The sequence below is a fragment of the Streptomyces sp. NPDC090741 genome (assembly GCF_044769045.1).
Classification (GTDB): domain Bacteria; phylum Actinomycetota; class Actinomycetes; order Streptomycetales; family Streptomycetaceae; genus Streptomyces.
The window spans coordinates 21289-42343 of the sequence record NZ_JBIVXF010000001.1 but is presented as its reverse complement, the minus strand read 5'-3'; the positions used below and the strand labels follow the sequence as shown (position 1 = coordinate 42343).

At 72.9% G+C, this 21055-nt stretch carries 19 protein-coding genes; 12 read left to right on the top strand and 7 right to left on the bottom strand.

The genetic code is table 11. From position 1 onward, the window contains the following. Positions 1–168: 168 nt before the first annotated feature. From ispG to ACIQU4_RS00165, 4 genes are all read left to right on the top strand, one after another. Complete coding sequence (ispG, locus tag ACIQU4_RS00180) at positions 169–1326, top strand: flavodoxin-dependent (E)-4-hydroxy-3-methylbut-2-enyl-diphosphate synthase (protein ID WP_053693180.1); 1158 nt, start codon at positions 169–171, stop codon at positions 1324–1326. Positions 1327–1496: 170 nt separating this feature from the next. After that, the gene (locus tag ACIQU4_RS00175) at positions 1497–2342 is read left to right on the top strand and encodes a GNAT family N-acetyltransferase (protein WP_403723848.1); all 846 of its coding nucleotides are present in this window, start codon (positions 1497–1499) and stop codon (positions 2340–2342) included. Positions 2343–2428: 86 nt separating this feature from the next. After that, positions 2429–3001: a GNAT family N-acetyltransferase gene (locus ACIQU4_RS00170; RefSeq protein ID WP_403723846.1), complete on the top strand. Its 573-nt coding sequence runs from the start codon at positions 2429–2431 to the stop codon at positions 2999–3001. Positions 3002–3043: 42 nt separating this feature from the next. Next, the gene (locus ACIQU4_RS00165) at positions 3044–4741 is read left to right on the top strand and encodes a proline--tRNA ligase (RefSeq protein ID WP_403723843.1); all 1698 of its coding nucleotides are present in this window, start codon (positions 3044–3046) and stop codon (positions 4739–4741) included. A 1-nt stretch (position 4742) separates the two neighbouring features. Here ACIQU4_RS00165 and ACIQU4_RS00160 read toward each other — a convergent pair whose 3' ends face one another. Genes ACIQU4_RS00160 through ACIQU4_RS00145 form a run of 4 tightly spaced genes read right to left on the bottom strand, consistent with a single transcriptional unit; the run spans position 4743 to position 7700 of the window. Beyond that, on the bottom strand, positions 4743–5654 hold the full coding sequence (locus tag ACIQU4_RS00160; RefSeq protein ID WP_403723842.1) for a slipin family protein: 912 nt from the start codon (positions 5652–5654) through the stop codon (positions 4743–4745). A gap of 60 nt (positions 5655–5714) precedes the next feature. After that, positions 5715–6617, bottom strand: coding sequence for an aminoglycoside phosphotransferase family protein (locus tag ACIQU4_RS00155; RefSeq protein WP_403723838.1), 903 nt, complete (start codon positions 6615–6617; stop codon positions 5715–5717). Positions 6618–6633: 16 nt separating this feature from the next. After that, the gene (locus ACIQU4_RS00150) at positions 6634–7092 is read right to left on the bottom strand and encodes a ferritin-like domain-containing protein (RefSeq protein WP_385590264.1); all 459 of its coding nucleotides are present in this window, start codon (positions 7090–7092) and stop codon (positions 6634–6636) included. Beyond that, positions 7089–7700 carry a hypothetical protein gene (locus ACIQU4_RS00145; protein ID WP_403723835.1) on the bottom strand — a complete coding sequence of 204 codons (612 nt, stop codon included), beginning with the start codon at positions 7698–7700 and terminating at the stop codon, positions 7089–7091. Before ACIQU4_RS00145 ends, ACIQU4_RS00150 begins: the two co-directional genes overlap by 4 nt. A 114-nt stretch (positions 7701–7814) precedes the next feature. On the opposite strand from ACIQU4_RS00145, the gene rimP reads away from it, so the two are divergent. The 8 genes from rimP to ACIQU4_RS00105 all read left to right on the top strand — a co-directional run bounded on the left by rimP (position 7815) and on the right by ACIQU4_RS00105 (position 16137). Then, positions 7815–8312 (top strand): ribosome maturation factor RimP, encoded by a 498-nt coding sequence (gene rimP, locus ACIQU4_RS00140; RefSeq protein WP_403723833.1) that lies wholly within the window; start codon positions 7815–7817, stop codon positions 8310–8312. 2 nt (positions 8313–8314) lie between these two features. Further along, on the top strand, positions 8315–9325 hold the full coding sequence (gene nusA, locus ACIQU4_RS00135; RefSeq protein WP_403723831.1) for a transcription termination factor NusA: 1011 nt from the start codon (positions 8315–8317) through the stop codon (positions 9323–9325). Positions 9326–9444: 119 nt separating this feature from the next. Beyond that, positions 9445–9732: a YlxR family protein gene (locus ACIQU4_RS00130; protein ID WP_403723828.1), complete on the top strand. Its 288-nt coding sequence runs from the start codon at positions 9445–9447 to the stop codon at positions 9730–9732. A 148-nt stretch (positions 9733–9880) separates the two neighbouring features. Beyond that, positions 9881–13009: a translation initiation factor IF-2 gene (infB, locus tag ACIQU4_RS00125; protein ID WP_403723825.1), complete on the top strand. Its 3129-nt coding sequence runs from the start codon at positions 9881–9883 to the stop codon at positions 13007–13009. A gap of 153 nt (positions 13010–13162) precedes the next feature. Next, positions 13163–13456, top strand: coding sequence for a DUF503 domain-containing protein (locus ACIQU4_RS00120; RefSeq protein ID WP_030651158.1), 294 nt, complete (start codon positions 13163–13165; stop codon positions 13454–13456). Positions 13457–13484: 28 nt separating this feature from the next. Next, positions 13485–13937, top strand: coding sequence for a 30S ribosome-binding factor RbfA (gene rbfA / locus ACIQU4_RS00115; RefSeq protein WP_403723822.1), 453 nt, complete (start codon positions 13485–13487; stop codon positions 13935–13937). Then, positions 13934–14842, top strand: coding sequence for a tRNA pseudouridine(55) synthase TruB (gene truB, locus ACIQU4_RS00110; protein WP_403723819.1), 909 nt, complete (start codon positions 13934–13936; stop codon positions 14840–14842). Before rbfA ends, truB begins: the two co-directional genes overlap by 4 nt. Positions 14843–15180: 338 nt before the next feature. Then, on the top strand, positions 15181–16137 hold the full coding sequence (locus ACIQU4_RS00105) for a bifunctional riboflavin kinase/FAD synthetase (RefSeq protein WP_403723816.1): 957 nt from the start codon (positions 15181–15183) through the stop codon (positions 16135–16137). Between the two features lie 121 nt (positions 16138–16258). On the opposite strand, the gene ACIQU4_RS00100 is transcribed toward ACIQU4_RS00105, so the two are convergent. From ACIQU4_RS00100 to eccE, 3 genes are all read right to left on the bottom strand, one after another. Then, positions 16259–18802 carry an SCO5717 family growth-regulating ATPase gene (locus ACIQU4_RS00100; protein WP_403723813.1) on the bottom strand — a complete coding sequence of 848 codons (2544 nt, stop codon included), beginning with the start codon at positions 18800–18802 and terminating at the stop codon, positions 16259–16261. Positions 18803–19045: 243 nt separating this feature from the next. Next, positions 19046–19744 (bottom strand): hypothetical protein, encoded by a 699-nt coding sequence (locus ACIQU4_RS00095; RefSeq protein ID WP_403723810.1) that lies wholly within the window; start codon positions 19742–19744, stop codon positions 19046–19048. After that, positions 19741–21015: a type VII secretion protein EccE gene (gene eccE / locus ACIQU4_RS00090; protein ID WP_403723807.1), complete on the bottom strand. Its 1275-nt coding sequence runs from the start codon at positions 21013–21015 to the stop codon at positions 19741–19743. Before eccE ends, ACIQU4_RS00095 begins: the two co-directional genes overlap by 4 nt. Positions 21016–21055 lie beyond the last annotated feature (40 nt).

The following is a 21055-nucleotide window of genomic DNA, read 5'->3' as shown; positions in this document are numbered from 1 at the left end:
CGGGGCGTACGGAAGCCGTAAGGAGCCGGGCACACTTCGTGCCCGGCTCCCTGCGTTCGGGTGTTCCAGCCCCTCGGATGCGTGGGCGGCCCCTTGATTGGCGTAATCTCGAAGCCTGGAGCCCGCCGATCTCGGGACCTTGATCCACACCTTGGGGTTGCACAGCAGATGACTGCCATCTCTCTCGGAATGCCGGCCGTGCCGACGAAGCTTGCCGACCGCAGGGTCAGCCGCAAGATCCAGGTCGGCTCGGTGGCCGTCGGCGGCGACTCACAGATCTCGGTGCAGTCGATGACGACCACCAGGACCTCCGACATCGGCGCGACGCTCCAGCAGATCGCAGAGCTCACCGCCTCCGGCTGCGACATCGTGCGCGTGGCCTGCCCGACCCAGGACGACGCCGACGCCCTCGCCGTCATCGCGAAGAAGTCGCAGATCCCGGTCATCGCCGACATCCACTTCCAGCCCAAGTACGTCTTCGCCGCGATCGACGCCGGCTGCGCCGCCGTCCGCGTGAACCCGGGCAACATCAAGCAGTTCGACGACAAGGTCAAGGAGATCGCGCGGGCCGCCAAGGACGCGGGCACCCCGATCCGGATCGGCGTCAACGCCGGCTCCCTCGACGCGCGACTGCTGAAGAAGTACGGCAAGGCCACCCCCGAGGCGCTCGTCGAGTCCGCGCTGTGGGAGGCCTCCCTCTTCGAGGAGCACGGCTTCAGCGACATCAAGATCTCGGTCAAGCACAACGACCCGGTCGTCATGGTCAACGCCTACCGCCAGCTCGCCGCCCAGTGCGAGTACCCGCTGCACCTCGGCGTCACCGAGGCCGGCCCGGCCTTCCAGGGCACCATCAAGTCCGCCGTCGCCTTCGGCGCGCTGCTCTCCGAGGGCATCGGCGACACCATCCGCGTCTCCCTCTCGGCCCCGCCGGTGGAGGAGATCAAGGTCGGCATTCAGATCCTGGAGTCGCTGAACCTGAAGCCGCGCCGCCTGGAGATCGTCTCCTGCCCCTCCTGCGGCCGCGCCCAGGTGGACGTCTACAAGCTGGCCGAGGAGGTCACGGCGGGTCTCACGGGCATGGAGGTCCCGCTGCGCGTCGCGGTCATGGGCTGCGTCGTGAACGGCCCGGGCGAGGCCCGCGAGGCCGACCTCGGCGTCGCCTCCGGCAACGGCAAGGGCCAGATCTTCGTGAAGGGCGAGGTCATCAAGACCGTCCCCGAGTCGAAGATCGTGGAGACCCTCATCGAAGAGGCGATGAAGATCGCCGAGCAGATGGAGAAGGACGGCATCGCCTCCGGCGAGCCCACCGTCGCCATCGGCGTCTGAGCACACCGGGCGCCCGGCCCCGCGCCCGGCACCCCGCACGCATCGGCCCCGGCCCCGTTCCCGCAGCTCGCGGGCGGGGCCGGGGCTCTTTCGTGACCCATGGGACCAGGCATCCTCCGGTGACGCCGGGTACAGTGCGGAGATCAGCAGACTTGTATGGTGAGGCCCCAGTGTTGACGCAGACCACGACCCGGGTCCTTGAGCCCAGTGATCTCGACGCCGCCCTCGAAGTCCTCGGGCGCCAGCCGGTCGAGAACGCCTTCGTCACCTCCCGGGTCCAGGTCGCCGGACTCGACCCGTGGCGTCTGGGCGGCGAGATGTGGGGCTACTACACCGACGGCCGGCTGCGCTCCCTCTGCTACGCGGGCGCCAACCTGGTCCCCGTCTGCGCCGACTCCGACGCCGTCCGCGCCTTCGCCGACCGGGCCCGCCGCACCGGCCGCCGCTGCTCCTCCATCGTCGGCCCCGCCGAGGCCACCCGGCTGCTGTGGCGGCTCCTGGAGCCCAGCTGGGGCCCCGCGCGCGACGTCCGCTCCCACCAGCCGCTCATGGTCACCGAGCAGCCGTCCGCCGCCGTGCGCCCCGATCCGCTCGTGCGCCGGATCCACAAGGACGAGATGGACCTGATCATGCCCGCCTGCGTGGCCATGTTCACCGAGGAGGTCGGCGTCTCGCCGATGGCCGGCGACGGCGGGCTGCTCTACCAGGCCCGGGTCGCCGAGCTGGTCGCCACCGGCCGCTCCTTCGCCCGCATCGAGGACGGCAAGGTCGTCTTCAAGGCGGAGATCGGCGCCGCGACCGCCCGCGCCTGCCAGATCCAGGGCGTGTGGGTGGACCCCGAGTTCCGCGGCCGGGGGCACTCCGAGACCGGGATGGCCGCCGTCGTCGACTTCGCGCTGCGCGACATCGCCCCCGTGGTCAGCCTCTACGTGAACGACTTCAACACCGCGGCACGGGCCGCGTACCGCCGCGTCGGCTTCCGCGAGGTGGGCGCCTTCATGAGCGTGCTGTTCTGAACGCGCCGCCCGCACGGCCCGGCCCCGCCGCATGCGGGGCGGGGGCCGTAGGGACGCCGGCCGGGGGCGCCCAGTAAGGTCGCGGCATGCTGCCTACCCCCGAGGGCGACGGCCCCGACCGGCCCGCCGGACTCCGCATCGGTCCCCTCGACCTCGCCGACCGCGTGGACGAGGCCCTGCGCGTGCAGGCCGTGGCCTTCGGGCTCAGCGAGGAGGAGGTCGGCATCCGGCGCTACATCGTGCAGCGCCACATGACCTGCCGCGGAGCCCGCGCCCTCGGCGCCTTCACCGAGGACGGGGCCCTCGCCGGGTTCGTGTACGGGATGCCGAACGACCGGGCGTACTGGTGGTCCTCCGTCGTCGAACCGTATCTGCGGACCGAGGGGCTCGACGGCTGGCTCGACGGCTCCTTCGTGATCACCGAGTTGCACGTCCACCCCGGCTTCCAGGGCCGCGGCGTCGGCCGCACCCTCATCACCCGGCTCACCGACGCCGCCGAGGAGCCCCGCTCCATCCTCTCCGCCGTCGACACCGAGAGCCCGGCCCGCGGGCTCTACCGGGCCCTCGGCTACACGGACCTGGCCCGCCAGGTGCACTTCCCGAGCGCGAGCCTCCCGTACGCCGTGATGGGGGCCCCGCTGCCGCTGCGCCGGCCCTGAAACGGTTTCCGGGGGGCCGCGCGCCCCCGGTAGCCTCCCGACATGTCATCGCAACACGTGCAGCGCATGTCCCGCCTCATGGCCAAGACCCTCCGCGAGGACCCGGCCGACGCGGAGACCCTCAGCCACCGGCTCCTCGTCCGCGCCGGCTACGTCCGCCGCAGCTCCGCCGGCGTGTGGACCTGGCTGCCGCTCGGCAAGAAGGTCCTCGACAACGTCTCGCGCATCGTCCGCGAGGAGATGGACGCGATCGGGGCCCAGGAGGTGCTGCTCCCGGCGCTGCTGCCGAAGGAGCCGTACGAGGTCAGCGGGCGCTGGTCGGAGTACGGGGACCTGCTCTTCCGGCTCAAGGACCGCAAGGGCGCGGACTACCTGCTCGGCCCCACCCACGAGGAGATCTTCACCCTGGTGGTGAAGGACCAGTGCACCTCCTACAAGGACCTGCCGGTCATGCTCTACCAGATCCAGACCAAGTACCGCGACGAGGCCCGGCCGCGGTCCGGCGTGCTGCGGGGCCGCGAGTTCCAGATGAAGGACTCGTACTCCTTCGACGTGAGCGACGAGGGTCTCGCCGAGTCGTACGCCCTCCACCGGGCCGCGTACCAGCGGATCTTCGAGCGCCTCGGCCTGGACCACCGCATCGTCTCCGCCGTGTCGGGCGCGATGGGCGGCTCGGCGTCGGAGGAGTTCCTGGCGCCCGCGGCGGCCGGCGAGGACACCTTCGTGGACTGCCCGTCCTGCGACTACGCGGCGAACACCGAGGCCGTGACCTTCGCGCTGGTCCCGGTGGACGCCGAGCACCCCGCGATCGAGGAGGTCGACACCCCCGACACCCCGACGATCGAGACCCTCGCCGCGCACCTCGGCGTGCCCGCGTCGGCGACGCTGAAGAACCTCCTGGTGAAGGTCGACGGCGAGATCACGGCCGTCGGCGTACCCGGCGACCGCGAGGTGGACCTCGGCAAGCTGGGGGAGCACCTGGCCCCGGCCGTCGTGGAGTTGGTGACCGCCGAGGACTTCGTCGACCGCCCCGACCTGGTACGCGGCTACGTGGGCCCGCAGGGCCTCGGCAAGGTCCGCTACCTCGCCGACCCCCGTGTCGCGCCCGGCACTTCATGGGTGACCGGGGCCAACCGCGTGGACACGCACGCCCGGAACGTGGTCTGCGGCCGTGACTTCGAGGTGGACCAGTACCTCGACGTGGTCGTCGTCGAGCCGGGCGACCCCTGCCCGCGCTGCGGCGCCGGGCTCCGGCTGGACCGGGCGATCGAGATCGGGCACATCTTCCAGCTGGGCCGCAAGTACGCGGACGCCTTCGGGCTGGACGTGCTCGGCCGGGAGGGCAAGCCGGTGCGGGTCACGATGGGCTCGTACGGGATCGGCGTCTCGCGGGCGGTGGCCGCGCTGGCCGAACAGACCGCGGACGAGCGGGGCCTGGCCTGGCCGGCGGCGGTGGCCCCGGCGGACGTCCACGTGGTGGCGGCGGGCAAGGCGGTTCCGCTGGCGCTGGCGGAGCAGGCGGCCACCGCGCTGGCCGGCGCGGGCCTGCGGGTCCTGCTGGACGACCGGCCGGGCCTGTCGCCGGGCGTGAAGCTCACGGACGCGGAGCTGATCGGGGTCCCGTGGATCCTGGTGGCGGGCCGCCGCTCGGCGGACGAGGTGGTCGAACTCCAGCACCGGGCCACGGGCACCCGCGAGGAACTCCCCCTGGCGGAAGCCCTCGCCCGCCTGACGGCGTAGGTCAGTCCGCCTTCGGTTCGTCCTCCGGTTCGTCCTGCGCACGGGGTGAATCCCCGGCGACCGGGGGCGGGGGCGGGGGCGGAGGCGAGGGCGGGGGCGGCGGAGCGGTGACCGCGGGCGGGGCCTGCGGCGCCGGCTCCGCCCCGCCCGGCGACGGGGCCGCGCGCTCCAGGAAGCGCAGGAGTTCCACCGGGAACGGCAGGACCAGCGTGGAGTTCTTCTCCGCGGCCACCGCCACCACCGTCTGCAGCAGCCTCAACTGCAGCGCCGCCGGCTGCTCCGACATCACCGCCGCCGCCTCGGCCAGCTTCTTCGAAGCCTGGAGCTCCGCATCCGCGTTGATGACGCGCGCCCGCCTCTCGCGGTCCGCCTCCGCCTGCCGCGCCATCGACCGCTTCATCGTCTCCGGCAGCGAGACGTCCTTGATCTCGACCCGGTCGATCTGCACGCCCCAGCCCACCGCCGGGCTGTCGATCATCAGCTCAAGCCCCTGGTTCAGCTGCTCCCGGTTGGACAGCAGATCGTCCAGGTCCGACTTGCCGATGATCGAGCGCAGCGAGGTCTGAGCCATCTGCGAGACCGCGAAACGGTAGTCCTCGACCTCGATGATCGCGTTCGCCGGGTCCACGACCTTGAAGTACACGACCGCGTCCACCCGCACCGTGACGTTGTCCCGCGTGATGCCCTCCTGCGCGGGCACCGGCAGCGTCACGATCTGCATGTTCACCTTCCGCATGCGGTCGACGAACGGGAGGATCATGGTGAAGCCCGGCCCCCGGACCCCCTGCCGCAGACGGCCCAAACGGAATACCAGGCCCCGCTCGTACTGCCGCACCACCCGTGAGGCCACGCCCGCGTACGCCGCGATGCCCACGGCCGCGCCGATTCCCGCTGCCACCAGTTCCTGGACCATCACGGCCTCCTGCGAGGCACCGGCCGGTATCCACGAGGCACCCCGTATCTACGGTATGCCCTACAACCAGCTCGCGAATTCCAGCAGCAGCTCAGCCTCCCGGCGCCGCCCCGCGGCCAGCGCCCGATTGCCGGACTCCACCGCGCGGAACAGCGTCCAGCCCCGCAGCCGGTCCCGGTCCAGCTCCAGGGAGTCGGCCAGCTTGTTCACCCGGCGCCGGGCGCCCGCGGCCCCCGCCGAGGAGGCGACCTGGTCCTCCAGCCGGTCCCGGACCAGCCGCGCCAGGTCGTACGCACGGTCCCCGACCAGCGGATCGGGCCCCACCGCCAGCCACGGCGCCCGCTCGCCCGCCAGTACCTTGCCCTGCCGGAAGTTCCCGTGCAGCAGCAGCTCCTCGGCGGGCAGCGCCGTCAGCTCCTCGCGGGCCGCGAGCGCGGCGGAGGCCAGCGCCTCGGCCTCCGGCGCGGCCTTGCGCAGGAGCTCCGCCTGCTGCGCGGTGCGCTGCGCCACCGTCTCGAACGGGTGCCCGGCCGGCGGGGCCACCCACAGCCTGCGCAGCGTCCCGCACGCCTCCAGCAGGGCCTTCGCCTCCGGCAGCGAGCGCAGCGACACCTCCGGGTGGAGCCGCTCCAGCAGCAGCGCCCCGTCCTCCTCGTGGTGCCGGGTGTCGAGGACCCGTACGGCCCCGAAACCGCCCCAGTGCGCCAGCGCGGCCAGCTCCCGGTCGGGCCGGGCCTGCGGGGGAGCCAGCTTCAGCGCGGCCGGCGTCCCGTCGGCGTAGTGGACGAGGAGGACCAGACTGCTCCGGCCACCGGGGGCCTGCACCCGCTGGGCCCGTACCCCACGCCGTGCCAGCGCCTCCTCGGCGAGCCGGGGCAACTGCACCAGCCAGTCCGCGTTCTGCGCCGAATCCGGCGTCTCGCCGAGCGCCCGTACAAGCCGCTGCGGCGGTTCGAAAGCCATGCGTGCGTGATCCCTTTCAGCTGGTCCGAGCTCGTTCTCCACGTTCCGTGAGCCCAGGGAAGGCTACGCCGACCCCGCGCCAGCGTGCCGCGCGCACGGCCGCGGCGCTCAGCGCGTCGGCCGCCTCACGGCGCAGCCGGCCGTCCGCCGCCCGCACCAGGTCGGAGTACGCGCCCGCCACCCGGTCCTCGATCTCGGCGGCCAGCCGCTCGGCGTCGGCCGGGGTGCGGACCTCGAAGGGCAGGGCGTACGCGGCCTCCGAGGGGCGCGGCGAACCGCCCATCTCGCGCACCGTCCGGGCCAGCGCGTCCCGGCGGGAGAGGTGGCCGCCGTACGCCTCGCGGGCCTCGGCCGACCGCGCGGAGGCGGCCCGGGCGCCGATGACCCCGTAGCCGTAGGCGGCCGCGTGCTCGGCGGCGAGCGCGGCCTGCGCCGCCTCCAGGGCGCGGCTCGCGGAGGAGGGTTCGGGGGTCACGGCTTGTCTCCCTGGGGCGAGGTCAGCAGATACGCGTGTACGGCGCCGCAGGCGGCCACCGAGGCCAGCAGCCGGGCCAGCTCCCCGGGCGCCCCGGCGAGGGTGACGGTCCGGGCCTCGGCGAGGCTCCGCTCGGCGTCCGCGAGGGCGGTCAGGGCCTCCTCCGGCTTCGGCGGCACGGGCTCGGCGCTCGCCACAGGGGCGCCGGCCGCGGCGGACGAGGGCGACGGGGACGGTGGGGACGGCGGGGCGGAGCTCGGCGTCCTGCCGGCCGCGGCGTCCGCGGAGGCGAGCGCCCCCGCGTGGGCGGAGACCGCGGAGCGCAGCGGCGCGAGGCGCGCGGCCAGGGCCGGATGGGCGGCGGCGGTGGCGTCGTAACGTTCCAGCAGCCGCTCACTGTCTCGAACGGCTGTCTCGCGCATCCGCCGTTCGAGTGGAACGCCGGATGCGGTGTCCGACGAGCCGCCCCCGTCGGAGCACCCGGTGAGCAGCGCGGCGCCGGCCGCGCCGGCGGCGCCGGCGAGCAGGCTCCTGCGAGAGGGCCGCGAAGGCAGGGTCCAGGGCACGGAGACGTCCTCGGAGGTGGTGGCGGGGCAGGGTGTGATCACCGTACCCGGGGCCCCGTCCCCACGGCGGACGGCAACACCCTCCGCGACCGGATACCCTTTGACCTGACACGCGACGTAAACCACAACAGCACACGCGGCCGAGGAGTCACCCGGATGAGCACCACCCAGAGCGACAGGCTGCGCGGATTGCTGGAGCCGCTCGTCGCCGCCAGGGGCCTGGACCTCGAGGACATCGAGATGTCCAAGGCCGGCAAGCGCCGGATGCTGCGCATCATCGTGGACTCCGACGAGGGCGTGGAACTGGACGTGTGTGCCGAGCTGAGCCGCGAGGTCTCCGACAAGCTCGACGAATCCGACGTGATGGGCGAGGACGAGTACGTCCTCGAAGTGAGCTCGCCGGGCGCCGACCGCCCGCTGACCGAGCACCGTCACTACGTACGGGCGATCGACCGCCTCGTGAAGTTCCAGCTGGCTGAGGGCGGGGAACTGATCGCCCGCATCCTCGACGTGGACGACGAGGGAATGGACCTTGAGGTTCCGGGCGTGAAGGGCCGCAAGGCGACCGCCCGCCGTATTGCTTTCACCGACATCGCCAAGGCGCGGGTCGAGATCGAGTTCAACCGCAAGGACAAGAAGGAAGAGGAGGCGTAGCCATGGACATCGACATGAGTGCCCTGCGGGGTCTGGTCCGGGAGAAGGAGATCTCCTTCGACCTGCTCGTCGAGGCGATCGAGTCGGCCCTCCTCATCGCGTACCACCGCACCGAGGGCAGCTTCCGGCGCGCCCGCGTTGTGCTGGACCGCACCAACGGCCACGTCGTCGTGTGGGCGACGGAGGACCCGCGGGACCTGGAGGAGGGGCAGGAGGCCAAGGAGTTCGACGACACCCCGTCGGACTTCGGCCGGATCGCCGCGACGACCGCCAAGCAGGTGATCCTGCAGCGTCTGCGCGACGCCGAGGACGACCTGACCTTCGGCGAGTTCGCCGGCCGCGAGGGCGACGTGATCACCGGCGTCGTCCAGCAGGGCAAGGACCCCAAGAACGTCCTCGTCGACATCGGCAAGCTGGAGGCCATCCTGCCGGTGCAGGAGCAGGTCCCCGGCGAGGAGTACACGCACGGCCTGCGCATCAAGGCGTACGTCGTACGGGTGGCGAAGGGTGTCCGCGGTCCGTCCGTGACCCTGTCGCGCACCCACCCCAACCTGGTGAAGAAGCTTTTCGCGCTGGAGGTCCCGGAGATCGCGGACGGCAGCGTCGAGATCTCGGCGATCGCCCGCGAGGCCGGCCACCGCACCAAGATCGCCGTGCGGTCCACCCGCTCGGGCCTCAACCCCAAGGGCGCCTGCATCGGTCCGATGGGTGCCCGTGTGCGCAACGTCATGGCCGAGCTGCACGGTGAGAAGATCGACATCGTCGACTGGTCGGACGACCCGGCGGAGATGGTCGCGAACGCGCTGTCACCCGCCCGGGTGAGCAAGGTCGAGGTCGTGGACTGGGACTCGCGCTCCGCCCGGGTGACCGTGCCCGACTACCAGCTGTCGCTGGCCATCGGCAAGGAGGGCCAGAACGCCCGCCTCGCCGCGCGGCTCACCGGCTGGCGCATCGACATCCGCCCCGACACCGAGGTGTCCCCGGACACCGACCGGGCCCGGGGCGGGGAATAAATCCGCTACCGGTCGGAGCTGTCCGGCCGGTAGACAGGATCAAGACAGCAGATCTCGACAACATCCGTTCGATTTTTCGCCCGAAGGGGTGAGGTCGGTGCGGGGAGGTAGACTTAGGCGTGTCTGGCCGGACGCAAGCCCGCGCATGCCCCGAACGCACCTGTGTGGGGTGTCGGGAGCGAGCGGCCAAGAGCGATCTGCTGCGCATCGTGGCGATCGGGGACGAATGCGTCCCTGATCCAAGCGGTACGCTGCCCGGCCGGGGTGCCTACGTGCACCCTGCCGTGGTCTGTCTGGACAAGGCGGTCCGTCGCAGAGCGTTCCCCCGGGCCCTTCGGTCCCCGGGAGCACTCGACACTGCCGGACTGAGCAAAGCCGTGGCCGTCGTGGCCGAGGCGACACCGTAAGAAGTAGTACGGCACGGATACCCCGTGCGGTCAGGTACCTCGCGAGTTGGAAGTAGGTCGAGATTGCGATGAGCACTCGATGAGTACGCGATGAGTACGCCCATGAAGTAGCGACGGTCCGGCGTAACCCGGACCTAAAAGGAGCGAAGTGGCTAAGGTCCGGGTATACGAACTCGCCAAGGAGTTCGGAGTTGAGAGCAAGGTCGTCATGGCCAAGCTCCAGGAACTCGGTGAGTTCGTCCGTTCGGCGTCCTCGACGATCGAGGCGCCGGTTGTACGCAAGTTGACTGACGCACTGCAGGGGCCCGGCGGCAACGCCGGCAAGTCCGCTGCGAAGCCGGGCGCGCCCCGCAAGGCCGCGCCCGCCAAGCCCGGGGCTCCCACCCCGGGTGCCGTTGCACGTCCCGCTGCCCCGAAGCCCGGCGCCCCGGCCCCCAAGCCGGCCGCTGCCGAGGCTCCGGCCGCAGCTGCCCCGGTGACTCCGGCCGCCTCCGGCCCGCGTCCCGGTCCGAAGGCTCCGGCCGCCCCGAAGCCCGCTCCGGCGGCTCCCGTGGTGACCGAGTTCTCCGCGCCTCCGGCGGCCCCGGCCGCCCCGGCGCGCACCGAGCGCCCCGCCGGTCCCGGCGCGACCCCCGGCCCGCGTCCGGCGCAGCAGCGTCCCGCGGCCCAGGGCGGCCAGGCCGGCGCCCGTCCCGGCGCCCCGCGCCCGGCCGGCACCGCCCCCGGTCAGGGACAGCGTCCCTCCGGTCCCGGTTCCCAGGCCCCGCGTCCGCAGGGCGCCCGTCCGGCCGGTCCCCGTCCGGGCAACAACCCGTTCACCTCTGGTGGCTCCACCGGCATGGCGCGCCCGCAGGCGCCCCGTCCGGCCGGCGCTCCCCGTCCCGGTGCCCCCGGCGCCGGCGGTGGCCAGGGTGCTCCCCGCCCGCAGGGCGGTCCCGGTGGCGCTCCGCGTCCCCAGGGCACCGGTGCCGGTCGTCCGACCCCGGGCGGCATGCCCCGTCCGCAGGGCGGCGCCCCGCGTCCGGGTGGTGCTCCCGGCGGTAACCGTCCGAACCCGGGCATGATGCCGCAGCGTCCCGCTGCCGGTGGTCCTGGTCCCCGTCCCGGTGGCGGCCCCGGTGGCCGTGGTCCCGGTGCCGGTGGCCCGCGTCCCGGTGGTGGCGCCGGTCGTCCCGGTGGCGGCGGCTTCGCCGGCCGTCCGGCCGGTCCCGGCTCGCGTCCCGCGGGCGGCGGCGGCTTCGGCGGCCCGCGTCCGGGTGGCGGCGGCTTCGGCGGCGGCCCGGCCGGCGCCGGTGGCGGCGGTCGTCCCGGCTTCGGTGGCCGTCCCGGCGGTCCCGGTGCCCGTGGTGGCACGCAGGGTGCCTTCGGCCGTCCCGGCGGGCCCGCCCGTCGCGGTCGCAAGTCGAAGCGTCAGAGGCGCCAGGAGTACGAGGCCATGCAGGCCCCGTCGGTCGGCGGCGTGATGCTGCCCCGCGGCAACGGCGAGAGCGTTCGCCTGTCGCGCGGTGCTTCGCTCACCGACTTCGCGGAGAAGATCAACGCCAACCCGGCGTCGCTGGTCGCGGTCATGATGAACCTCGGCGAGATGGTCACTGCCACGCAGTCCGTCTCCGACGAGACCCTCGAAATGCTGGCCGGCGAGATGAACTACATCGTTCAGATCGTCAGCCCGGAGGAAGAGGACCGCGAGCTCCTCGAGGGCTTCGACATCGAGTTCGGCGAGGACGAGGGCGGCGAGGAATTCCTCATGCCGCGTCCGCCGGTCGTGACCGTCATGGGTCACGTCGACCACGGTAAGACCCGACTGCTCGACGCCATCCGCAAGACGAATGTCGTTGCGGGCGAGGCCGGTGGCATCACGCAGCACATCGGTGCGTACCAGGTCGGTACCGAGGTCAACGGTGAAGAGCGCAAGATCACCTTCATCGACACCCCGGGTCACGAGGCGTTCACCGCCATGCGTGCCCGTGGTGCCAAGTCGACCGACATCGCGATCCTCGTGGTCGCGGCCAACGACGGCGTGATGCCGCAGACGATCGAGGCGCTCAACCACGCCAAGGCCGCCGGCGTTCCGATCGTCGTCGCGGTCAACAAGATCGACGTCGAGGGTGCCGACCCGGTCAAGGTGCGCGGTCAGCTCACCGAGTTCGGTCTGGTCGCCGAGGAGTACGGCGGCGACACGATGTTCGTCGACATCTCCGCCAAGCAGGGTCTGCACATCGACTCCCTGCTCGAGGCCGTCGTCCTCACCGCCGACGCCTCGCTCGACCTGCGCGCCAACCCGGAGCAGGACGCTCAGGGTATTGCGATCGAGTCCCACCTCGACCGCGGCCGCGGTGCCGTTGCCACCGTCCTCGTCCAGCGCGGTACCCTCCGCGTCGGCGACACGATGGTCGTGGGCGACGCCTACGGCCGAGTGCGCGCCATGCTCGACGACAAGGGCAACAACGTCGAGGAAGCGGGTCCGTCGACCCCCGTCCTGGTCCTGGGTCTCACCAACGTCCCCGGCGCCGGCGACAACTTCCTCGTCGTCGACGAGGACCGCACCGCCCGTCAGATCGCCGAGAAGCGTGCTGCGCGTGAGCGCAACGCCAACTTCGCCAAGCGCGTCCGCCGGGTGTCCCTGGAAGACCTCGACTCGGTCCTCAAGGCCGGTCTGGTCCAGGAACTCAACCTCATCATCAAGGGCGACGCGTCCGGTGCGGTCGAGGCTCTCGAGTCCTCGCTGCTCCAGCTCGACGTCGGCGAAGAGGTCGACATCCGTGTCCTGCACCGCGGTGTGGGTGCGGTCACCGAGTCCGACATCGCCCTGGCGATGGGCTCCGACGCCATCGTCATCGGTTACAACGTCCGTGCGGCCGGCCGTGCCGCGCAGATGGCGGACCGCGAGGGTGTCGACGTCCGCTACTACTCGGTGATCTACCAGGCCATCGAGGAGATCGAGGCGGCCCTCAAGGGTCTGCTCAAGCCGGAGTACGAAGAGGTCGAGCTCGGTACGGCGGAGGTCCGCGAGATCTTCCGCTCGTCCAAGCTGGGCAACATCGCGGGTGTTCTCATCCGCTCCGGCGAGGTCAAGCGCAACACCAAGGCGCGGCTCCTGCGCGATGGCAAGGTCATCGCCGAGAACCTCACCATCTCCGGTCTGCGCCGCTTCAAGGACGACGTCACCGAGATCCGCGAGGGCTTCGAGGGTGGTATCAACCTCGGTTCCTTCAACGACATCAAGATCGACGACGTCATCGCGACGTACGAGATGCGCGAGAAGCCCCGCGCGTAAGCGCGAGGCGGTTCGCACCGTGTCGTAAGCCCGGGGCCGGTCGGCGGAATATCCGTCGATCGGCCCCGGCCGTTGCGTGTACGGTTCTGGTGACCCTGCCGCGCGACGGCCGGCAGGCCACCGAACCCGCACCGGCGGGATATCCGGAACTGAATGTACGTGGGGACTCTGTCCTTCGATCTACTCCTCGGCGACGTCCACTCGCTGAAGGAGAAACGCTCTGTCGTCCGGCCCATCGTCGCCGAGCTCCAACGCAAGTTCTCCGTGAGCGCGGCCGAAGTGGGCGACCAGGATCTGCACCGCAGGGCCCGTATCGGGGTCGCTCTGGTCAGTGGGGACGCGGGGTTCCTCTCGGATGTACTGGACCGCTGCGAGCGGCTGGTCGCGGCACGTCCGGAAGTGGAGCTGCTGTCGGTGAGACGGCGGCTGCACGGTGATGAAGACTGACTGCAAGACATAAGAAGGAGACGGACCAGTGGCCGACAATGCGCGGGCGAAGAAGCTGGCGGACCTCATCCGGGAGGTGGTGGCCGAGAAGCTGCAGCGTGGTGTCAAGGACCCCCGCCTCGGTACGCACGTGACCATCACGGACACCCGGGTCACCGGCGACCTGCGGGAGGCCACGGTCTTCTACACGGTCTACGGTGACGACGAGGACCGCGCCAGCGCGGCGGCGGGCCTCGAAAGCGCCAAGGGCGTACTGCGCTCCGCGGTCGGCCGGGCGGCGGGCACCAAGTTCACGCCCACCCTGACCTTCGTCGCGGACGCCCTCCCGGAGAACGCCAAGACCATCGAGGACCTCCTCGAGAAGGCGCGGAGCTCCGACGCCCAGGTGCGCGAGGTGTCCTCCGGCGCCGAGTACGCCGGAGACGCGGACCCGTACAAGAAGCCGGGCGAGGACGACGACGAGGACGCAGCCGCGGAATGAGCACCAACGCAGGGAAGACGCCGGACGGCCTTGTCATCGTCGACAAGCCGTCCGGCTTCACTTCGCACGACGTGGTCGCCAAGATGCGCGGGATCGCCAAGACCCGCCGCGTCGGCCACGCCGGCACGCTCGACCCGATGGCGACGGGCGTCCTCGTCCTGGGCGTCGAGAAGGCCACCAAGCTCCTCGGCCACCTCGCGCTCACCGAGAAGGAGTACCTCGGGACGATCCGCCTCGGTCAGAACACCCTGACGGACGACGCGGAGGGTGAGATCACCTCCTCGGCGGACGCCTCCGCGGTGACGCGCGAGGCCGTGGACAAGGGCATCGCCAAGCTGTCCGGCGAGATCATGCAGGTCCCGTCGAGGGTCAGCGCCATCAAGATCAAGGGCGTGCGCTCCTACAAGCGCGCCCGGGACGGCGAGGACTTCGAGATCCCGGCCCGGCCGGTGACCATCTCGTCGTTCCAGGTGTACGACATGCGGCACGCGGAGGCCGAGGACGGCACCAAGGTCGTCGACCTCGTCGTCTCCGTCGTCTGCTCCAGCGGTACGTACATCCGCGCGCTCGCCCGTGACCTGGGCGCCGACCTCGGCGTCGGCGGGCACCTGACCGCGCTGCGGCGCACCCGGGTGGGCCCGTACAAGATCGACCGGGCGCGGACCCTGGACCAGCTCCAGGAGGAGCTGACCGTCATGCCGATCGGCGAGGCGGCGGCCGCGGCCTTCCCGCGCTGGGACCTCGACGCCCGGCGGGCCTCGCTGCTCGCCAACGGCGTGCGGATCGACATGCCGGACGCGTACCCCGCGGGGCGGACGGTGGCGGTCTACGGGCCGGAAGGCGTGCTGCTCGGGCTCGTGGAGAGCAAGGGCGGCAAGGCGAAGTCCCTGGCGGTCTTCGCCTGATCCGCTGATCCGCTGATCCGCTGATCCGTTTTGACGTGGAGCGGTGAGCGCACATCGCCTGCCGCTCACCGCTCCACGACCCCCCTCGGGTAGGTGTCTGTCCAGCGGGGCCCTCGCATTCACCCGTCCGGGCAGGCGCTCGGAGTGACTGGAGGGAGCGTAAGGGGGCGCTTTCGCCCCCCGTACCCCTCCCCGCCGGGGCACCGCCTTCCCGAGATGACGGAGACGGACCCCAGCCAGATGCCGATGCTGGGCCCCGGGCACGGGCATGGCAGTCTTAGACCAGCAATCGGCAACCAGTACAAGGGCCTACACGGTTCGGGCGAGGAGCGGTCACAGTGCAGCGCTGGCGTGGCTTGGAGGACATCCCCCAGGACTGGGGACGCAGCGTCGTCACCATCGGCTCGTACGACGGTGTGCACCGGGGCCATCAGCTGATCATCGGGCAGGCCGTGGCCAAGGCCCGCGCGCTCGGCGTCCCGTCCGTCGTCGTCACCTTCAGCCCGCACCCGAGCGAGGTCGTGCGCCCCGGCAGCCACCCGCCGATCCTGGCCCCGTACGACCGCCGTGCCGAACTGATGGCCGGGCTGGGTGTGGACGCGCTGCTGATCCTGCCGTTCACGGCGGAGTTCTCGCAGCTCTCCCCGGCCGACTTCATCGTGAAGGTGCTCGTCGACAAGCTGCACGCGCGCGCCGTCATCGAGGGTCCGAACTTCCGCTTCGGCCACCGGGCCGCCGGGAACGTCGACTTCCTCCGCGAACTGGGCGCCACGTACGACTACGAGGTCGAGGTCGTGGACCTGGTCGAGCGCGGCGAGGCGGGCGGCGGCGTGCCCTTCTCCTCCACCCTGGCGCGCAGGCTGGTAGCCGAGGGCGACATTGAGGGCGCGGCCGAGATCCTGGGCCGGCCGCACCGGGTCGAGGGCGTCGTCGTACGGGGCGCCCAGCGCGGGCGCGAGCTCGGCTACCCGACCGCCAACGTCGAGACGCCCCCGCACACCGCGATCCCGGCGGACGGCGTGTACGCGGGCTGGCTCACGGCCAACGGCGAGCGCATGCCGGCCGCGATCTCGGTGGGCACGAACCTGCAGTTCGACGCCACCGAGCGGACGGTGGAGGCATACGCGATCGACCGGGTCGGCCTGGACCTGTACGGCCTGCACGTCACCGTGGACTTCCTCGCGTACGTGCGCGGCATGGCGAAGTTCGATTCGCTGGACGGGCTCCTCGAAGCGATCGCGGACGACGTGAAGCGGGCGCGGACGCTGACGGACGCGTACGACGTGGAGCGCTGAGCCGGAGCACTGAGCCGGGTCGCGGGCGGGCCGGCTGCGCCCGCCGCCCCGCCCCGAACACGCAAGGGCCCGTACCTCCCCCGGGGGAGGTACGGGCCCTTCTCGTTCCTGGCCGCCGTCGTCAGCCGAGGCGCGGGTCGCGCGGGGGCTGCTGCGGGTGCTGGGGCGGCTGCTGCTGGGGCTGCCAGGGCTGGCCGGGCTGCGGATAGGGCTGGCCGTACGGCTGCGGGGGCTGCTGGTACGGGGACGGGCCCTGGGGCTGGCCGTACGGCTGGCCCTGCGGCTGCGGCTGCGGAGCCTGCTGGTGCGGCTGGGGCTGCGGCTGCTGGGGCGCCCCCCAGTGGCCCTGGGGGGCCTGCTGGGCCGCGCGGAGGAAGTCCTCGGCGACGAGCGCGGAGAGGTTGAAGTACGCCTCCCGGGTCTTCGGCCGCAGCATGTCCAGGTCGACCTCGGCGCCGGCCGCGAGGTGCTCGTCGAACGGCACCACGACGACGCCCCGGCAGCGGGTCTCGAAGTGCTGCACGATGTCCTCGACCTTGATCATCTTGGCGGTCTCGCGGACCCCCGAGATGACGGTGATCGAGCGGGAGACGAGATCGGCGTATCCGTGCGCGGAGAGCCAGTCGAGCGTGGTGCTCGCGCTGCTGGCGCCGTCCACCGACGGGGTCGAGATGATGATCAGCTGATCGGCCAGGTCCAGGACGCCGCGCATGGCGGAGTAGAGGAGCCCGGTGCCCGAGTCGGTGAGGATGATCGGGTACTGGCGGCCGAGCGTGTCGATGACGCGGCGGTAGTCCTCGTCGTTGAACGTCGTGGAGACGGCCGGGTCGACGTCGTTGGCGATGATCTCCAGGCCGGAGGGGGCCTGGGAGGTGAACCGCCTGATGTCCATGTACGAGTTCAGGTACGGGATCGCCTGGACCAGGTCCCGGATCGTGGCCCCGGTCTCGCGGCGGACCCGGCGGCCGAGGGTGCCGGCGTCGGGGTTCGCGTCGATGGCCAGGATCTTGTCCTGGCGCTCGGTGGCGAGGGTGGCGCCGAGGGCGGTCGTGGTCGTGGTCTTGCCGACGCCGCCCTTGAGGCTGATGACGGCGATGCGATAGCAGGACATGACCGGGGTGCGGATCAGCTGCAGCTTGCGCAGGCGCTCGGCCTCGGCGGCCTTGCCGCCGAACCGGAACCCGGAGCGCTGGGGCCGGGGCTTCTGCTTTCCGCGCAGCAGGCGGTCCGAGGACAGCTCGACGGCGGCGGTGTAGCCGAGGGGCGCGCCGCCGCCGGTGCCCGGGCCGGGCTGGTAGCGAGGGTCGTGCGGCTGCGGGCCGGGCTGGGGCCCGGCGGGCCACTGGGCGCTGGTACGGGGGTCGTACTGCGGCTGCGGCTGCGGCTGCTGGTGTGGCTGGGGCTGCTGGTGCTGCGGCGGTACGGGCGCGGCCTGCGCGGGCGGGAACGCGTAGTCGCTCGCCTCGACGGCCGGCTGGGGCTGCGGCATCGGCTGCGCCGGTGCGGGAGCCGGGGGGAACCCGTACCCGTCCTGCGGCGCGGGCGCGGGCGCGGGCGCGGGCGCGGGGGTGGTGGGGCCGGGGTTCGGGGGGAACCCGTACCCGTCCTGCGGTGCTGGCGCGGGCGCGGGCGCGGCGGGGCCGGGGTTCGGGGGGAACCCGTAGCCGTCCTGCGGCGCGGGCGCGGGTGCGGCGGGGCCGGGGTTCGGGGGGAAGCCGTAGCCGTCCTGCGGTGCTGGCGCGGGGGTGGTGGGACCCGGGTTCGGGGGGAAGCCGTACCCGTCCTGGGGCGCGGTCGGGGCCGGGCCGGGGGCGGGCGGGAAACCGTACCCGTCCTGCGGTGCCGGGGTGGCGGGGAACGCGGGCGGCAGCGCCGGGAGTTCGCCCCCGGGTCCCCCGAAGGGGGCTCCCACGGGCGGGTGAACCGCGTCCGCGGGGCTGACGGGCTCCGGGGCCTCCGGCGTCGGGACGGCGTCCCGGGGCCCGTCCTCCGGAGCGGCGGGCTCGGTTCCCGCGAACGGGACGGGCGTCCCGTCGGGCGGGGTGTCCTGCCGCTGGACGGGGACGGGCGCTTCGAAGGAGGCCTTCACGAGCGGTCCGGGCGCGTCCGAGGGCTCGGCGGCGAACGGCGCCGGGACCTGGACCGGAGCCGGCAGCGCGGGCGCGTCGATCGGCGCCGGGAGCGCCGGGGGAGCGAAGGGGGCCGGGGCCGGCGGAACGGGTGCCTCGGCCGCGGGAGCGCCGGTGCCGTCGGCCGGTGCCGGCGGGGCCGGGAACGCCGAGGGCGCCGGCGTGTCGGCCGGGGTGCTGAAGGGGGCCGGTGCCGGGAACGGCGCGGGCGGGGCGGCGTTGTCGGCGGGCTGAGGCGCCGGGGCCGGTGCCGGGAAGGGGGACGGTACTCCCGCGCCGTCCGACGGCGTGCGCGGGACCGGCGGGGCGATCCGCATCGTCGGGGGAGAGGCCACGTCCGACGGGCGGTGGGGCTCGAATCCGCTGCCCTCGGGCAGGCCCGGTACGGGGGTGGCCGAAGCCGCGCCCTGCGTGTACCAGGCCGGCGGGGTGTAGTCGATGGTGAACTCGCCCGTCACCTCGGGCTCCGCGTCGGACTGATCGTCCGTCGGGACGTCCCAAGTCCCGCCGCGCCTCTCGTTCCGATCGCCGCTCACTGGTCCTCCTGGTCTGTCGAACACTGGTCCGGCGCCCACTTCGACGCCGCGCCCACGCTCAGCCTAATCGTGCGCGCCGACACCGGTGTCCGCCCCCGTTGGACGGGCCGCGGGGCCGGGCCCTGCGGGCCGCCCCGGTGGCGTCGTCCTTCCCGTCCTGCCTACAGGGTGGCCGCCTCCTGAGCAACCGTCACCGGGGCCGGGGAGGGCCGTGCCGGAGGGGCCGGCCGGGCCGGACGGGGCTCAGTCGATGCGGCGGGACGGGCCCAGGAGGCCGGTTTCGGCCTCCGTGCCCTGGGTCATCACGAACTGGCGGTCCCGCGGCGTGCACCACAGGGTGACCCCGTCGCCCAGCGTCGGCAGGGAATCGACGGCCGCCCGCGGCAGGTTCATCAGGCGGCCGAGCTGCTCCGCCTCGTCCGGGGACACCCGCTGCACACCCACCAGCGAGGAGTTCTGCAGCAGCCGCGGCGCCGTCGGGCTCAGGTACGGCAGCAGGGTCAGCACCGACTGCCAGGGCCCGGCCACCACGCGTCCGCGCGGCGGCCGCATCCCGCAGTCCCGGATCACCAGCACCGGGCTGCCCGCCGAAGCGCCCTGCGGCGGCACCCGGCCGACCTCGTGCAGCGTCACGCACTGCTGACCGCCGCCCGCCGCCTGCGCCAGCCCGGACCACACCTGCCCGCGCCCGGTCTCCACCGCCACCCGCGCCCCCGTGGCCGCCGCCCGCAGCGCGAGCACCTGAGCCGTCCACAGGCCGCCGATCAGCGTCACCTCGTACGGCGTGGGCCGGTTGATGCCGAGCACCGCCGGACGCCCCTCGGCGTCCACGCCGATGACGACCCCGTCGTCCCCGATGGGCAGAGCCAGCGTGTCCAGGTCCACCGCCGGGACCACGTGCCGTTCCCGGCGCGGGCCGATCAGTCCGAAGCCGCCCCTCATCGCGCCCCTCCCAGCGGCAGCGAAGCCAGCAGCCCCGGTACCTGTTCACGGTCGAGCCGGACCAGCCCGGTGCGCACACCGCGGGCCGTCCGTTCCAGTTCCCGGCGGGCCGCCACGAGTTCCTCGTCACTGCGCCCCGTGACCCGTACATGGCCGGTCAGCGTCACTCCCTGGCGCTCCGCCGGAGCCATCGTCAGGCTGAAGTTCGTCGCCAGCGCCGGCAGCGAGGTCAGCAGCGCCACGAACTGCGGCAGGGACGCCGCCCCGCCGCCGCCGAGCTGCGGCCAGCGGGCTATCCAGTACGTGGTGTGCCGCCGGTCGTCACAGCGCCAGATCCGCGCCGTCTCCTCCGTCCGCCGGCCGGTGCTCGCCGAGCGCCCCGCCTGCGTGATCGCCATCGGGTTCGCGCACGAGGACGTCGCCAGGGCGCCCGTCAGCTCCTGTTCGGTGAGCACGGTGGCCCGGAACCCGGCCCCGGTCAGCCGGCTCGCCAACTGGTCGGCCGCCCGCACCACACAGCGCTGCGCGCCCGCGAGCCCGCCGCCGCGCGCGGTGACCGCCTCGGGGCACAGCTCCGGGTCGAGCTTGAGCGCGATCCAGGTCAGCCGCACCGCCGGGGTGCCCGTGGCGGCCTGCAGCGGCGCGTAGTTGCGGGTGGCCATCGACTGGGCCGGCAGGTGCGGGGCGGGCGCGGGCTGCGTGTGCTGCACCAGCTGGGCCGACTCCAGCCGGATGCCGTCGACTTCGAGGATGTCCCGTACGAGCCCCAGCGGAAGCGGCCGCGCACCGCGGTCGGGCCGCAGCGCGGTGGCGTCCATGTCCACCTGGACGACGGCGGTCAGGAACGTCCCGTCACCGACCATCCCGACGGGCCGACGGTCGCGGTCGCTGAACGTGAGGGTCCGCAGCGCCGGATCGGCCTCCACGAGCGGGGCCAGCCCCGGCTCGGTGCCCGCGGGCACCGCGAACGACGCGGCCCGGCGGCGCCGCGAGCGCAGTTCGAGGGCGCCGCCGAGCCACTCGGGCAGGGAGCGCTGGTGGCGGCGTACGACGGCGAGCACCACCAGGGCGAGCGCCAGGACACCGGCGGGCACCAGCAGCATCGGCTCCACGACCCAGGCCACCAGCAGGGCGGCCACGGCGATCTGGAGCAGTACGAGTTGTTGCAGTCGGAACGGGCCGAAACGGCCCGGGCTCGACTTCGGATTCGGCGTCACCCCGCCGCGCGCGGGTGCGGGCGCACCCGTCTGCGGCTGCGTCGCGGTGGCCATCACGCGCCCACCTCCCCTTTCTGCCCCGGATATCGCCGGG

Bases quoted from the DNA above. Each gene is read 5' to 3' on its own strand.
- ispG (WP_053693180.1), top strand. From the start codon at position 169: ATGACTGCCATCTCTCTCGGAATGCCGGCCGTGCCGACGAAGCTTGCC.
- ACIQU4_RS00170 (WP_403723846.1), top strand. From the start codon at position 2,429: ATGCTGCCTACCCCCGAGGGCGACGGCCCCGACCGGCCCGCCGGACTC.
- ACIQU4_RS00165 (WP_403723843.1), top strand. From the start codon at position 3,044: ATGTCATCGCAACACGTGCAGCGCATGTCCCGCCTCATGGCCAAGACC.
- ACIQU4_RS00160 (WP_403723842.1), bottom strand. From the start codon at position 5,654: ATGGTCCAGGAACTGGTGGCAGCGGGAATCGGCGCGGCCGTGGGCATC.
- ACIQU4_RS00155 (WP_403723838.1), bottom strand. From the start codon at position 6,617: ATGGCTTTCGAACCGCCGCAGCGGCTTGTACGGGCGCTCGGCGAGACG.
- rimP (WP_403723833.1), top strand. From the start codon at position 7,815: ATGAGCACCACCCAGAGCGACAGGCTGCGCGGATTGCTGGAGCCGCTC.
- nusA (WP_403723831.1), top strand. From the start codon at position 8,315: ATGGACATCGACATGAGTGCCCTGCGGGGTCTGGTCCGGGAGAAGGAG.
- ACIQU4_RS00120 (WP_030651158.1), top strand. From the start codon at position 13,163: ATGTACGTGGGGACTCTGTCCTTCGATCTACTCCTCGGCGACGTCCAC.
- truB (WP_403723819.1), top strand. From the start codon at position 13,934: ATGAGCACCAACGCAGGGAAGACGCCGGACGGCCTTGTCATCGTCGAC.
- ACIQU4_RS00095 (WP_403723810.1), bottom strand. From the start codon at position 19,744: ATGAGGGGCGGCTTCGGACTGATCGGCCCGCGCCGGGAACGGCACGTG.
- eccE (WP_403723807.1), bottom strand. From the start codon at position 21,015: ATGGCCACCGCGACGCAGCCGCAGACGGGTGCGCCCGCACCCGCGCGC.